General features: G+C 59.1%; 12 protein-coding genes. 7 read left to right on the top strand and 5 right to left on the bottom strand.

Translation table 11 applies throughout. From position 1 onward, the window contains the following. Window positions 1-22: 22 nt before the first annotated feature. The 3 genes from RBB49_RS17510 to RBB49_RS17520 all read right to left on the bottom strand — a co-directional run bounded on the left by RBB49_RS17510 (window position 23) and on the right by RBB49_RS17520 (window position 3,920). A complete protein-coding gene (locus RBB49_RS17510; protein WP_306144150.1) occupies window positions 23-1,171 on the bottom strand; it encodes a carbohydrate ABC transporter permease in 1,149 nt (382 codons plus the stop codon). Then, window positions 1,171-2,412 (bottom strand): carbohydrate ABC transporter permease, encoded by a 1,242-nt coding sequence (locus RBB49_RS17515; RefSeq protein ID WP_306144151.1) that lies wholly within the window; start codon window positions 2,410-2,412, stop codon window positions 1,171-1,173. The genes RBB49_RS17510 and RBB49_RS17515 overlap by 1 nt, the downstream gene beginning before the upstream one ends. Window positions 2,413-2,555: 143 nt before the next feature. After that, window positions 2,556-3,920, bottom strand: a complete 1,365-nt coding sequence (locus RBB49_RS17520; RefSeq protein WP_306144152.1) for an ABC transporter substrate-binding protein — start codon at window positions 3,918-3,920, stop codon at window positions 2,556-2,558. Between the two features lie 248 nt (window positions 3,921-4,168). On the opposite strand from RBB49_RS17520, the gene RBB49_RS17525 reads away from it, so the two are divergent. Then, on the top strand, window positions 4,169-5,206 hold the full coding sequence (locus tag RBB49_RS17525) for a LacI family DNA-binding transcriptional regulator (RefSeq protein WP_306144153.1): 1,038 nt from the start codon (window positions 4,169-4,171) through the stop codon (window positions 5,204-5,206). 24 nt (window positions 5,207-5,230) lie between these two features. Here the strand turns inward: RBB49_RS17525 and RBB49_RS17530 are convergent, their stop codons facing one another. Next, window positions 5,231-5,902, bottom strand: a complete 672-nt coding sequence (locus RBB49_RS17530; RefSeq protein WP_306144154.1) for a GntR family transcriptional regulator — start codon at window positions 5,900-5,902, stop codon at window positions 5,231-5,233. A gap of 822 nt (window positions 5,903-6,724) precedes the next feature. On the opposite strand from RBB49_RS17530, the gene RBB49_RS17535 reads away from it, so the two are divergent. From RBB49_RS17535 to RBB49_RS17555, 5 genes are all read left to right on the top strand, one after another. Next, window positions 6,725-8,278, top strand: a complete 1,554-nt coding sequence (locus RBB49_RS17535; protein ID WP_306144155.1) for a TolC family outer membrane protein — start codon at window positions 6,725-6,727, stop codon at window positions 8,276-8,278. Between the two features lie 381 nt (window positions 8,279-8,659). After that, window positions 8,660-9,607: a glyoxylate/hydroxypyruvate reductase A gene (locus RBB49_RS17540; protein ID WP_306144156.1), complete on the top strand. Its 948-nt coding sequence runs from the start codon at window positions 8,660-8,662 to the stop codon at window positions 9,605-9,607. 81 nt (window positions 9,608-9,688) lie between these two features. Beyond that, window positions 9,689-10,507, top strand: a complete 819-nt coding sequence (locus RBB49_RS17545) for a sugar phosphate isomerase/epimerase (protein WP_306144157.1) — start codon at window positions 9,689-9,691, stop codon at window positions 10,505-10,507. Window positions 10,508-10,659: 152 nt separating this feature from the next. After that, window positions 10,660-11,376 carry a cytochrome c biogenesis CcdA family protein gene (locus RBB49_RS17550; protein WP_306144158.1) on the top strand — a complete coding sequence of 239 codons (717 nt, stop codon included), beginning with the start codon at window positions 10,660-10,662 and terminating at the stop codon, window positions 11,374-11,376. A gap of 22 nt (window positions 11,377-11,398) precedes the next feature. Then, window positions 11,399-11,821: a thioredoxin family protein gene (locus tag RBB49_RS17555; protein ID WP_306144159.1), complete on the top strand. Its 423-nt coding sequence runs from the start codon at window positions 11,399-11,401 to the stop codon at window positions 11,819-11,821. 70 nt (window positions 11,822-11,891) lie between these two features. On the opposite strand, the gene gndA is transcribed toward RBB49_RS17555, so the two are convergent. After that, on the bottom strand, window positions 11,892-13,316 hold the full coding sequence (gene gndA / locus RBB49_RS17560; protein ID WP_306144160.1) for an NADP-dependent phosphogluconate dehydrogenase: 1,425 nt from the start codon (window positions 13,314-13,316) through the stop codon (window positions 11,892-11,894). 260 nt (window positions 13,317-13,576) lie between these two features. Here gndA and RBB49_RS17565 point away from each other — a divergent pair, with 260 nt between their 5' ends. After that, a complete protein-coding gene (locus RBB49_RS17565; RefSeq protein ID WP_306144161.1) occupies window positions 13,577-14,557 on the top strand; it encodes an ABC transporter substrate-binding protein in 981 nt (326 codons plus the stop codon). Window positions 14,558-14,656: the final 99 nt, after the last annotated feature.

The following is a 14,656-nucleotide window of genomic DNA, read 5'->3' on the forward strand; positions in this document are numbered from 1 at the left end:
CCCAATGTGTTTCTTGTTCATGTTACTTGACCGATCCTGCAAGGAGACCTCGCACCAGATACCGCTGCATCGCAAAGAAAACGGCGAGTGGCACCGCGATCGAGACGAAGGCTGCCGTGGCCAGGATTTCCCAGTTGCCGCCGCGGGTACCAAGCAGTTCCACGATCTGGTTGGTCATGACCGTTGTCGAACCCGTCGCATCGATCAGGAACACCTTTGCGACCAGAAGGTCGTTCCAGGTCCACAGGAACTGGAAGATGGCAAAGGATGCGAGGGCGGGAAAACTGAGTGGAAGGATGATCCGGGTAAAGATCTGGAAGTCGGTCGCCCCATCGACCTTGGCGTTCTCGATGATATCCCTTGGGAGCCCGACCATGTAGTTTCGCAGCAGGTAGACGGCGAGCGGCATGCCGAAGGCCGTGTGTGCGAGCCAGACACCGAGATAGCCCTTGCCGATCCCGATGCCCAGATGCAGCCGCAGCAGCGGTATGAGCGCCAGCTGCAAGGGAACCACGAGCAAACCGACAACGGCCGCGATCAGCAATGCACGGCCCGGAAACTCCATCCAGGCAAGCGCATAGGCGGCAAAGGCGGCCACCACGATCGGGATGATCGTTGCCGGGATCGTGACGGTCAGCGTGTTGAAGAACGCCTTGGCCATGTTGTCCTGGCCCGAGCCCGAAAACAGGATCGTTCGGTAGTTGTCGAAAGTGAATTCGGGCGGAACCGTTGCGGTTATGAAGATACGCTGTCCGCGCCCGGAGAGTTGCTTGTCGTTGCCGCGCCAGACGTAGTTGCCGTCAGCGTCGAGCGTGACGTTTTCGCCATCCTTCATCTCCGCGGTTTCACCGGGCTGAAATGCCGAGACGTTCCTGGACGAAATGCCCCAGGCCCGGATCTCGCGCGGCTCACCTTCGAAGATATTGCCGGTCACGACGAACATGTCGCCGTCGGCCACACGGTTGTCGTCCGGATCAGCGGCGCGATAGACCTCGTTCTGTTCGGATTCGAACAGCGCAGCCCACCAGCCGGAACTGGAAATCTGGTCGGCGGTCCGGAACGACGACACGAACAGGCCGATCGTCGGAAACAGCCAGAGGAGAACGAGGAAGACGACGGAAATGTGGACTGCCCAAACCAGCCCGGATTTTTTGCCGGCGATCGTGGCCATTATCTCATCTCCTTGCGCGCGTTGTAGACGTTCCAGACGAGGATCGGTGTTACCAGCAGCATGATGACGATCGCGCTTGCGGAACCGACGCCCCAGTCATTGGCGCGAAACAGCTTGTCGTACATGTAATTGGCCAGGACCTGCGTCTCCCACTGGCCGTTGGTCATCGCGAAGACGATGTCGAAGACCTTCAAGACGGTGAGTGTGATCGTGGTCCAGACGACCACGATCGTGCCCATGATCTGGGGGACCTTGATCTTGAAGAAAATCTGGAACGGATTGGCTCCGTCGATAATGGCAGCCTCGACGGTTTCCTCCGGAATGCCGCGCAGGGCGGCGCTGAGGATCACCATCGCAAACCCGGTCTGGATCCAGATCAGCACGACCATCAGGAAGAAGTTGTTCCACATCGGCACGGTCAGCCAGGTCTGGGCTTCTCCATAGGGCAGTTCGCCGATCCAAAGCCCGATAAGCGAGCCGACGGAAACCCAGATCAGCCAGAGCGCGCCCCCGGCAACGAGGAGGCGGAGCGGCAGCAGCCAGACCGACTTGTCTTCGCCCTTGGCAATGATGCCGCGTGCGAAAGACCAGGCGACGGAAGCAACGATGACGATGAAACCGATGAGCAGCATCGAGGGCAGCACCTGCAGCATCAGGACCGACCCGATACCGCCGTCGAATTTCAGCCAGACGGCGTTCAGGATACCGATCTGGTTCTGGTCTTCCGGCCGGGTGTCATAGATCAGCTTGAAGATGACCGACGCACCGACGAAGGAAATCGCCATCGGCATGAAAATGAGGGATTTCGCAAGATTGCCCCATCTGATCCGGTCGGTCAGCTGCGCGACGAGCAGGCCGAATGCAGTTGAGACGGCCGGAACCACAATCAGCCAGAGCATGTTGTTGCGCACGGCTTCCCAGAATTTTGGCTCCGCCATCATCTGGCTGTAGTTGGCAAATCCGACAAAAGCGCCGCCCTGATCCCGGTCCGTCAGCGACAGGCGCAGGGTTTCGAACACGGGGTAGGCGAGATAGAGCAGCAGCGCGAAAAGGGCTGGAAACAGAAACAGCCACGGCCGCACCATATTGGCCCGGTTGATGTTCCGGCCCGCATTCGGTCCGGATGCCGGAAAGATAATCTTGTCCAGAACTACGTTCGAAAAGAAGAAGTAACCAAGGCAGGCACCGACGCCGATAACGATGGTCGCCAACCCGAGGAGTGCCGGGTTATCCGCAAACATGGCCGTTCCATCCCAGATGTCATTATGGAGCTTTTCCGGTCGAGCCGGACAACACTTGTCTGTTCAGGCCAACGCGCGAAGCTGGCGACGTCTTGCCTGAAGCATCCGGCCGTCTGCCACTCGGACAGACGGCCGGCAAAGCATTACTTGAGAGCGTCCCAGCTTTCCTGGATCTCTTTGGTGACGTCGGCAGCATCCTTGCCGCCGGTGTAGTCAACCATACCCGTCCAGAATGTGCCGGCACCGACACCGCCCGGCATCAGGTCGGACCCGTCAAAGCGGAAAGTCGTCGCATTGATCAGGATTTCACCCTGGCCCCGAAGCGTGTCGTTCAGATACGCATCGAGATTGACGCCCTTGTGCGGCGTCAGGAAGCCGGTCTGAGCCATCATGATTTCATGTGACAGCGGAAGCTGGAAGAACTTCATCAGTTCCGTGGTCGCATCGGACGGCTTGGTGATGGCCATGAGCGTACCGCCGCCCAGGACCGGATTGCCGAGATCTTTTTCCGCGTAGGCAGGGAAATAGAAGAAGTCCACATCCGCGCCGAACTCGACCCCGTCCGGGAAGAAGGCCGGCACGAAGGAGGCCTGACGGTGCAGGTAGCACTGCGGCGGCGAGGAGAACAGGCCTTTCGGGCTGTCACGGAAGTCGGTCGAAGCGACGGCATCGGCGCCACCGGCAACCTTGTCGTCATCGCGGGCAAACCAGCCGAATTCCTCGATGGCCGCAACAACGCGCTCATCGTTGAACGGAATTTCATTCGATACCCACTGGTCGTAGACATCTGCCGGCTGGGTGCGGAGCATCATGTCTTCCACCCAGTCGGTCGCCGGCCATCCGGTCGCAGCGCCGGATCCGAGACCGATGCACCAAGGCGTTTCGCCGTCGGCAACGATCTGCTCGGTCAGCGCTTTCAGGTCCTCCATGGACTCCGGCACTTCATACCCAGCATCCTCGAAGTTTTCCGGCACATACCAGACGAGGCTCTTGACGTTGACGTTGTAGAAGAAACCGAAAAGCTCGTCGTTGCCGTCGGCATCCTTGTAGGTGCCCAGGTTCACCCAGCTTTCGCCCGCGCCGTAATTGTCGCCAACCCAGCTTGCCATGCCCTCGGGGAGCGGCTGAAGAAGACCGCGCGATGCCATGTCCGACGCCAGACCGGGCTGCGGGAAGACGGCGATATTCGGTGCAGCGCCCGCTTCCGCATCAATCACGATCTGCTGCTCGAAGGAGTCGGAACCGGTATAGATGACCTCTGCTCCGGTCGCCTCGGTGAAATAGGCCAGCACGCTCCGGAAGTAGCCGTCCTCCGGCTGCAGCCACGGGCCTGCGATCGTCACGGTCTGACCCGAAAGATCAGGCGCGCTTTCCGCCCAGGCATTGTAGCTGTCCCAGTTGAAAGGGCCTTCGCCCGGAGGGAATTTCAGTTCCGCCGAGGCACTTCCCAGTCCCAGCGAAACGCTCAGCGCCAAACCGGCCGCGCAGGCCATCAAACGTGATTTCATTTCAGTCCTCCCAGATTGTCCCCTTGATGGGACATTCCATTTAAAGTGGCACACCTTACCCGCCGGCAGCAATACCGAGGCTCCTCCCTCATGCAGCAAACCAACCGGAACCCGGCATCCAAACCGCTTTGGATTTGCCTTAAACATGTCGTTCCGCTTCGGACTTGTCAAGCGAACAACTCACGAATTAATGTTGCGTTTCAATAACAGCCTGATGGGAGGGCGCTTTCAAAGCGTTTTGGGCAAGAATGAGCAAGGGTGTAAATCTGAAGGAATTGTCCAATCGGCTGCAACTTTCGCAGACGACCGTCAGCCGTGCCTTGAACGGCTACCCGGAGGTCAGCGCCGAAACACGGCGCAGGGTTGCCGAGATGGCGGAAAAACTCGGCTACGCGCCGAACAGTCAGGCCAGGCGTCTTGCGACCGGCCGCTCAATGGCAATAGGTCATGTGATCCCGCGCTCGATCCACGAGATGATGAACCCGATCTTTCTGGAGTTCATTGCCGGTGCGGGTGAAACCTACTCCAAGCACGGCTATGACATGATCATCTCCGTGGTTGAAGACGATCATGAGGAAGACGCATACCGTCAGATCGCTTCCCGCAAGAAGGCCGATGGCGTCATCATTCATGGCCCGGCGGCGGATGAAAGCCGGCACCGGCTGCTCCGGGAAATCAACCTTCCCTTTGTGGTGCACGGCCGCATCCCCGGGGCCGAGAACGAAACTTCCTGGGTCGACATGAACAATCGCCGCGCCTTCGAACGCGCAACGAACCTGCTTCTGGATCTCGGCCACAAGCGGATCGCCCTCCTGAACGGTCTTGAGCACATGGATTTCGCACGCCGGCGGCGCGTGGGCTTTGAAGACGCACTGGCTGCCAGGGGACTTGCGCCCGACACCGGGATCATGCGCAGTTCCGACATGACGGAACCCTATGGCTGCGACAATGCAATGGAAATGCTCAGGTCCGCCAACCCGCCGACCGCGTTTCTCGTGTCGTCAATGATTTCAGCCATTGGCGTTGCCCGCGCCATCGGCCAGTGCGGACTGGAGACCGGCAAGGACGTGTCGATCATAACGCATGACGATGCCCTGTCGTTCTTGCCGAACAGCGGCGAAGTCCCGATCTTCACCTGTACGCGTTCTTCTGTGCGCTATGCCGGCCAAAGGGCCGCGGAACTGCTTCTGGACCATATCGCCGACCCGGAACGCGAGCCGTCATCGCTCCATCTCGATGCGGAGCTTATCGTCGGCCAATCGACCGGCCCGGCACCCGATCGTTGAAGGAAAACGGTTCGAACGTCAGCCTCAGACCTGCGACAGACCACTGTTGGCCAGAAGAACATTCATCGTTTTCAAGCCGCTCAGACGATGTGCTTTTGCAAGCTCGGCAGCCTGCTGCGCCTCACCGGCGGCTATCGCCTCCACGATCTTGCAATGCGTCGTGTCACGCGCGGCCGGTGCCTTGTTCAGCCGCAGCAACACTGCATTCGCCCTGAACACCTGATCCAGAAGGCCACAGATCTCGGCGTTCAATCTGTCGTTTCCCGACAGGCCCGCAATGAGGCGGTGAAAGGTGTCGTCAAGGTGCGCCCAGGCCGCTATGTCATTGGCACGAAGCGCCGTTTCCCCGTCTTCCATGACGCGATGAATGTCCTGCAACGGATCGCTCAAGCTGTCGAGACGCGCTGCCGCGTCTGCTGCAAGGCTTTCAAGCACGGCCAGGATCTCGAAAATTTCCCGGAAATCCTTTTGCGATATCGCGACAACGCGCGCACCCCGTCTCGGAATCAGGTCAACAAGCCGCTCAGCCTCGAGCCGGATCAAGGCTTCCCGGACAGGCGTCCTGCTCATGCCGAGCCGCTGGGCTATGTCGGGCTCCGGTGCCTGATATCCGGGCGGCAGGATGCCGCGCAGGATCTCGTCCTTAAGACGGTCATAGGCACTTTCGACCCGCGTCGACTTGACTTTCGCTAACATTGCGGAGGCTTTCAGAACACGATTTCAGTTTTGACGGCTTGCCCGGACCGCCATGCTGGAGTGGCCTGGCCGGACACTCATGTTCTTGCAAACAACTCCATTCAGCATTGATAATAATACCAATAAAATTTTAGTCAAAGGAGACGGAGTCTGGAAAAGATACGCCGAATCCGGGAGTCATTTTCGCCCAACACATTGATTACGCTACAGAAAAGAAAAATGACTTCAAAAATGCATCGTAAAAAATACTGAAACAATTCAGTGTAATCGCGAATTTGGACTGCGGATTTGGACGATTCCACCCGCCAGGGTCTTAACGGTTTATGCATATTGCGCGTACGGCACCGATGCGCATGACGGATCGCGAATTTTCGCAAGAGGGCGATTGGGCGAAACACGTGCACGAGCATCGGAAAAAGTGCTCTTGAACGCGTTGATGCGCGCATCCAAGGATGCGTCAGAGCTACAAAACGACCAAACAAAAACAACTTAACACGTAGTCTAGCCTCGAAAAATTCTCACAGAATTCAACTTCCTAAAATATTACCGAGCGTAATATTCGAAAAACCGGACGCCACGTCTTTCTTGATTTAGATCATATTGTCATATTTGATGAGAGAAAGAGCGAAATTAGCGGATAAATGGATCAATATTTAATGTTTCTAGATTTTTACATTGTTTTTTAAGTAAATTAACTTTGCTGGTTACCATTGCTTAACGATGTAAATTTACCTTTTTCGCCAATACAAAGATGGCGTTGAAATGACATTTGCATTCCATACTCAATCGCTCCCGGGAGAGGGCAGAGGCAATTTTGCGACCATGACCGGGCTGACTCTGATCGGGTTGGTGCTCGCCGTTTCCCCGGGACTTGCAGGTTCTCTCGAAGATGCAATGTCCGCGGCATACGCGGTCAATCCGCGGCTGAAGGCCGAGCGTTCCCGATATCGCGCAACAAACCAGGGGGTCTGGACAGCGCGATCCGAATTCCTGCCAAACCTGTCTGGGTCCTATCTCGCCGAAAACAACGCCTACAACTACAAAAACAGCAACAGTCAGGGCAGCGAGTTCTCCCACGAATTGACGCTCACCCTGTCGCAGACGCTCTTTCAGGGCCTGGCGGGCGTGAGCCGCCTGAACCAGGCTCACGAAGAGGCGGCGTCCGGCCGCAACCAGCTCATTGGCGTGGAGCAAACCCTCATGCTCGACACGGCCGATGCCTATCTGAGGGTTGTCCGGGACCGTGAGATCGTCAGCCGCCTGAAGGCGTACACGGCCGTCGTCCAGAGGGAAATCACTGCGACGCGAACCCGCTTCGAGTCGGGAGATGCAACAAGGACCGATACGGAACAGGCCCAGGCACGGCTTGCGGAAGCACAAGGCAACACGGATCAGGCCATCGGCGACCTTCACGCGTCCGAAGCACTTTACGAACGGTTGACCGGACAAAAACCGCATAAACTCGGCTGGCCGGCGGTTCCGGCGTCCCTGCTGCCGAAGAATCAGGACGAGGCGATCTCAATCGCCCTGCAAAACAATCCGTCCGTCCGTGCGGCGACAGCGGATGCGCGCGCAGCCCGATATGCGGCCAGAGCGTCCGTTGGCGACATGCTGCCGCGCGTTGCGCTCGAAAGCGCGTGGGAAAACGGATTTCAGAACAACTTCGATGATCGGGACACCGAAGAATTCAGGCTCGGCCTGCGCGTGACAGCCCCCCTGTTTGCCGGTGGACGCAACATCGCGGCTGTTCGCCGGGCGAAGTACACCGCAGAAGCGGAAGAGTATCTGCTTGACGACACGCAGCAGATTATTCGCGAGGACGTTATCCGTGCCATGCAACAACGTGCTGCCGCGCGGCGTCGGGCAGATGCAGGCAAAAAGGCAATTGCCGCAAACAGGAGGGCGGTCAAAGGTCTGCAGGTGGAACTTGCAAGCGGTCAACGGGCGCTGCTTGATGTCCTGGACGGCGAGCGGGAACTGCTTCTCAGCCAGGTGGACTATGTCCGAGCCCGTTTCGACGCCCGGATCGCCGACTTTTTTCTGCTCGCAAACATCGGCCGTCTTGCGCCGGGGCATTTCTCGGTCATCGAACATCGCCCTGACGCGGTCCCCCGTCTCGTGCCTGCCTTCAATACCTGGGATCTGCGTCTGGCATCTTCGGAAAATGACGCGATCCCGATCGAGGTGACCGGGTCGATCGCCGCCGCAACCGCTCCGGGAAATGCGACGCGGCAGACCTGGCCGCTCACATGGGATAAAGGGCCGTCTCGTGATGCCATGGGCGAGGAACCTGAAACATCTGCGCGCCGGAGCCCGAAGAAAGTGCTTTGGTCTTCGCTTGTAAATCTGGGGTTGCGCGGTTCCGGATCGCGCTGACTTCCTCTTGTGCCGGGCGCGGTAGCTGCTCTAGGGTACGGACCCATAAATGAAGCCGATTTGGCGGCAGAAATGGCAAAGTCTCGCGAGGAAGCGTGTGCAGAGCGGGCTTTATGCCCGGTCAAGCGCGGTGACGCTGCGAGGTGAGGCCATTTTGCCGTCCTCCGGATTTGGCCGTTTTGGCCATCTGCCACGTCGCGAAAGGCTTGAAAATGAACCACATTTCCTGCGCTTTCGCTCCTTGCAGTTGGTCAAAACGATCCAAACCAAATTGACTTCATTTATGAGTCCGCACCCTAGGGTACGGACCCATTTTCAGATTTTTCATCTTGCGCACGGGGTCCGGATAGCGGATCGCAGTGTTCTCCGGAGCCGCCCTCAATGAAGCCAGTCGTTCCCTTCATACCTGAAGCCCAATCGCACGAGCGGAACGTCTGGCAGCGGGAATTGTCCAGATCGCTGAGCGATCTCGCCGAACTCAAGCCGTTCGAAACGCTGACCGAAGAAGAGCGCCTTGCCGCGAGGGTTGCCATCGTTGCAAATCCGGACCCGGCCCACGTCGCGGCCCTGCCGAACCTTGTCTGGGTGCAGAGCCTTTGGGCAGGGGTCGAGCGGCTGATGTCCGAGTTGCCGGAAGGCGGCCCGCTCATAGTCAGGCTGGCAGACCCGCAAATGGCGGAAACCATGTCCGAAGCGGTTCTGGCCTGGACCCTCTATCTGCATCGCGATATGCCCCGTTACATGCTGCAACAGCGCCAGGGCATCTGGCAGGAGCATTTCCTGAAGACACCCGCTGAACGAACAGTCGGCGTGCTGGGCCTGGGAAATCTCGGAAACGCGTCGGCGCAGCGCCTCAAGGCCAACGGCTTCACCGTGACGGGCTGGAGCCGGTCTGAAAAAACACTCGACGGCGTACGCTGTTTTCACGGACCGGACGGTCTGAAGCAGTTGCTCGGCGAGGCCGACATTGTCGTCGTTCTGGTTCCGCTGACAGATGAGACGCGCGGTTTGCTGGGCGAAGACGAATTCAAGGTGTGCAAGCAGGACGCCGCGATCATCAATTTCGCCCGCGGCCCGGTGATTGAGACGGGCGCGCTTGTCGGCGCGCTCGATGCAGGACACCTGTCCCACGCTGTCCTCGACGTTTTCGACCAGGAGCCTCTGCCATCGGACAACCCGCTGTGGCACCACGAGAAAGTGACGGTACTGCCGCATATTTCCGCGCCGACAATCATCAGCACGGCCTCCAGGCTTGTCGCGCGGAACCTCAAGGCGTTTCTGGAATCAGATACCATCCCGGATCACGTCGACCGCAAGCGTGGATACTGATCTTTCGCGGCCGATATGTCGCAATAGTGTCAAGGATCGCGCAGTATCAGGCAGCAAGTTCACACCCGATAAAGGTACACCATGCCGACCCTCCCGATCCTGGGCGCAGCGCTCAATGTCAACAGCCTGGAAACCCACCGCAAGCTCATGCTCGAGAAACCGAGGGACCTTGAACTCCAGGACTTTTTTCCCGGCGAGGTCCTCAATGGTGACTGGACGCCGCTGGTGGAACGCGCAAAGTCACTTCTCGATGGGCACGAAGGCCGCGTGGGCATCCACGGTCCATTCTGGGGTTTCACCGTCGATACAGTCGATGTGGACGTGCGCGACGTGGTCAAGAAGCGTCTCCTGCAGGGTCTTGAGGTCTGCGAAGCGCTCGGAGCGACGCACATGGTCGTGCACAGCCCCTATTCCAATTGGGACCACAACAACCTCGACAATTACGAAAACGCCCGTGAGCGCAAGATCGACCTTTGCCACCTGACCATGAAAGACGCGGTAAAGCGCGCCGAGGATATCGGCTGCGAACTTGTCATTGAAAACATCGAGGACAGGGACCCGCATCTGAGGAGGATACTGGCCGACAGTTTCGGTTCCCGGATGGTGAAAGTCTCAATCGACACCGGCCATGCCCATTACGCGCATGGTACATCGGGAGCACCCCCGGTCGACACTTATGTGAAAGCGGCCGGCAATGCGCTGCGTCATGTCCATTTACAGGACGCTGACGGCTATGCTGACCGGCATTGGGCACTCGGCGAAGGAACCATCAACTGGCACGCCGTCTTCAAGGCGCTGTCGACACTCGAAAGCGATCCGCGCCTGATCATCGAGGTGCGCGACCACGCCGATGTGCCGGTTTCAATCGCGAATATGGCCGCGCTCGGACTGGCGCAATAAAGCCGTTTTCTGCGCCGCGCACCCGACCCCACAAATTTGTGAAGAGGCGTTAGCGGACAGTCAGTCAGCCTTTGCCTACTTAAGGTCGGAAACGAGGTGTGTTCCGGCATTCCTCGACCGGAACGGGCTCTTGCAAAGGTGCACTGACAAATATGCTTGAACTGCCGCTTGCGTATCTTGCCGGTCTTCTGACCCTGATAAATCCATGCGTATTGCCGGTGCTGCCGATCGTGCTTGCATCCGCACTCAATGCCGACAGGCGCGCGCCCATCGCACTGGCCGCCGGGATGAGCGTTTCGTTCGTCGCCTTCGGCATGCTGGTCTCCACCCTCGGCTATGCCATAGGCCTGACGGAAGATGTCATGGCAAGGATCGGTGCGTCCTTGATGATCGCCTTTGGCCTTGTGCTGCTTGTCCCCGCCTTCAGCCAGCGGTTTGAGCTTGCTGCCGCCGGTCTGTCCGGTTCGGCCGGACAAAGGTTGCACAGCACCGACACCAGTGGTCTGCGCGGCCAGTTTCTCGGCGGCGCGCTTCTCGGTGCGGTCTGGTCGCCATGTATCGGCCCGACGCTTGGCGGTGCGATCGCCCTTGCCTCGCAGGGCCAGAGCCTGCTCTGGGCCGCCGCCATCATGTCGTTTTTCGCATTCGGGGTTTCGACGTTTATCGTCGGTCTGGGGCTCGGTGCGGGAGAAACCATCCGCCGCAGGGCCGACAGATTGCGCGGCCTGGCGGAGAAATCCAAACCCCTGATGGGGGTCGTATTCATTGCAGTCGGCGTGCTGCTGCTGCTCAACGTCCACAAGATGTTCGATGCGTGGGCTCTGAGCGTGATGCCGATCTGGCTGCAGGATCTTTCAGTCCGGTTTTGATCTTAAAGGGAAAGGAACGAACATGAATCGCCGTCGCTTTCTTGTGACAACTGCAGGTGCCGCACTTACCGCAAGCCTGCTTCCCGCTACCGCGTTTGCAAACGGAATGGTCGACTACGCGCCCGGGCTCATCCAGAAGCATCTTGCCGCCGGCAAGACGGTCTTCGTTGACTATGCTGCCTCGTGGTGCAGCACCTGTGCACGCCAGGAACGGGTCATCAACGCCCTGCGCCAGGCCAACCCGGCCTATGACGATGCAATCGTTTTTGTGCGGGTTGACTGGGACGCCTATGGCAGGCACGAAGTCACCACATCGCGCAAGATCCCGCGCCGCTCCACACTGCTCGTTCTTAAGGGCGACCAGGAACTCGGACGCATCGTCGCCGGAACCAGCGAGCAGCAGATCAAGGCGCTGCTGGATACCGGGCTGCAGGCCGGCAGCTGACGCCCTGACGGTCTCAAGATGAACGAGAAAGCCTGCGCGAAAAACCGCGCAGGCTTTTTCGTTTTTGCAATCAGCCCATGGCCCACGGGCCGTGATAGCCGCTGCCATCCTTGTCGGTGCGTTCGAAACCGTGCGCTCCGAAAAAGTCCCGCTGGCCCTGCAGCATGTTCGCCGTCGAGCGCGCCGTGCGCATGATATCGAAATAGGACAGAGCAGCGGACAGGGCCGGAACCGGCAGACCGTGCAGGGCTGCCTGCGCAACAACCTGCCTCAGCTGGGCCTCGGTTTCCTTCAGCTTGGCCGAGAAGAACGGTGCCAGCATCAGGTTGCGCTCGGCGTCTTCGGCAAGGGCGGCCGACATGTCGTTCAGCATGGCGGAGCGGATGATGCAGCCGTTTCGCCAGATCTTCGCGATCTTCGGCAAAGGCATCGCCCAGCCATATTGGCGGGCCGCCTCCAGGATAAGCCCGAAGCCCTGCGCGTAGCAGACGATCTTGCCGGCCACGAGCGCGGCTTCCAGCGCGTCGATGGCGATCAGATCCTGGCCGAGGCTGACCGGTGCAGCGCCGAACTCCGCCTCTCCCGCCTTGCGTTCCTCAAGTCGTGACGACATGTTGCGCACGGCAACCGCCGCCTCGATCGTGCTGGCTGGCGTTCCAAGCATCAGGGCCTCGATCGCCGTCCAGCGGCCGGTTCCCTTTTGCCCCGCCCGGTCGAGGATGATGTCGAGCATCGGCCGGCCCGTGTCCGGGTCCGATGTGGCGGCAACCTTTCCCGAGATCTCGATCAGGTAGGACTGCAGAACACCCTGGTTCCACTTCTCGAAGACGGCGCCAATCTCGCCGGCAGGCATGCCGAAGCCGTCGCGCATGACGCCGTAGACCTCGGCGATCATCTGCATGTCGGCATATTCGATGCCGTTGTGAACCGTTTTGACCAGATGGCCAGCACCGGCTTCGCCGAGATGAGCCGCGCAGGGTTCACCTTCGTGCTTTGCCGATATGGCTTCCAGAATATGGCCGACCTGGTCCCAGGCATCGTTTGCGCCGCCGCCCATGATCGACGGCCCGAAGCGCGCGCCTTCTTCACCGCCGGAAACGCCGATGCCCATGAAACGGGGTCCTCGCTCGGAGGAGGCCGCTGCCCGGCGATTGGTGTCGTGGTAATTGGCGTTGCCCGCATCGATGATCAGATCCTGAGCATCCAGCAGCGGGCGCAGGGCCTCGATCTGCGCATCCACGGCATCGCCGGCCGGGACCATCAGGATGACGGCGCGCGGCGGTTTGATCGACGCAACGAATTCCTCAAGCGTTTTGCTGGGCACAAGTTTTCCGGCAAGATCGCCGGCCTTTGCAATGAACTGGTCTGTCTTTTCCGTGGTCCTGTTATAGACCGCGATCTGAAACCCGTTTTCGGCAATGTTGAGAGCAAGGTTTCCGCCCATCGTGCCAAGGCCGATCAGGCCGATTTCCGCAACAGCGCCGTTTGAACTCATCAAGGAAGCCTTTCTCAGATCGATTTAAATTGTCGTTACGAGGTGATAACCGACCCGCCTCCTTCCGGCAATGGCTGGAACGTGGGTTCGAGCCGGAGACAATGGGTATCTCATGCCGGATCACGCAAACCTGAAGCAAAATTTCAGTAAATGGACTGACCCCGCGATTCTCAAGGCCACTCGAAAACAACTGTCACACAAGCCTGCTAACCACCTTTGCACCCGCATCCTCCCGCGGCCTTGCTAAAGGGATAAGTCAGATGAAGAAATTAGTGATCGCAGCCGGTCTTCTGGCCATGGCTTCTGCGCCTGCAGTCGCGGAAGATGTTTCCGGAAAGCTGGTGCTCTACACATCGCAACCGAATGCCGACGCGCAGGCGACCGTTGATGCATTCACGGCGAAGCATCCGGACGTTGAGGTCGAATGGGTCCGCGACGGCACCACCAAGATGATGGCAAAGCTGCGCGCCGAGTTCGAGGCAGGCGCGCCGAAACCGGACGTGCTGCTGATTGCCGACATGGTCACCATGGAGGGACTCAAGAAGGAAGGCCGCCTGTTGGCGCACGAAGGTGCCGATATCTCCGCATACGATCCCGCCATCATGGATGACGACAAGACCTATTTCTCCACCAAGCTGATCACCAGCGGCATCGTCTACAACACCAACGCGCCGATGAAGCCGACATCCTACAAGGATCTCCTCAAGGCAGAGGCCAGGGACAAGCTTGCAATGCCGTCCCCGCTCACTTCTGGCGCGGCAACGATCCACATGGCGGCCCTGACCTCGAACCCGGATCTCGGCTGGGCCTACTATGAGGGTCTCGCCGATCAGGGCGCCAACCCGAAGGGCGGCAACGGCGGCACCTACAAGGCGATCGCCGGCGGCGAAAAACTCTACGGCTTCGTCGTCGACTTCCTGCCGATCCGCGAAAAACTCAAAGGCGCACCGGTCGAATTCGTCTTCCCGGAAGAAGGCGTTTCCGCAGTTACCGAACCGGTTGCGATCCTGTCCACGGCTCAGAACCCGGATGCTGCAAAGGCTTTCGTCGATTTCCTGATTTCCGAGGACGGTCAGAAGCTTGCCTCTTCGCAAGGCTACCTGCCGGCGCACCCGGCTGTCGCACCCCCGGAAGGTTTCCCGGCACGCGATGAAATCAAGCTGATGGACTTCGATCCGGCCGAGGCACTGGAACAGGACCAGGCCAACAAGATCAAGTTCACCGAGATCTTCGGCGGTTAATTTCCGCACGCTTAATGGGGTCAGGACCCTAACTCAACCGTCAGCGCGGCCGGGACCGCGCTGACGTCTCTTCAGAAGCCACGCAATCTTGCCGGTTCT

Origin of the sequence: Roseibium sp. MMSF_3412, assembly GCF_030733265.1 — a bacterium.
In the GTDB taxonomy this organism is placed as follows: Bacteria; Pseudomonadota; Alphaproteobacteria; order Rhizobiales; family Stappiaceae; genus Roseibium.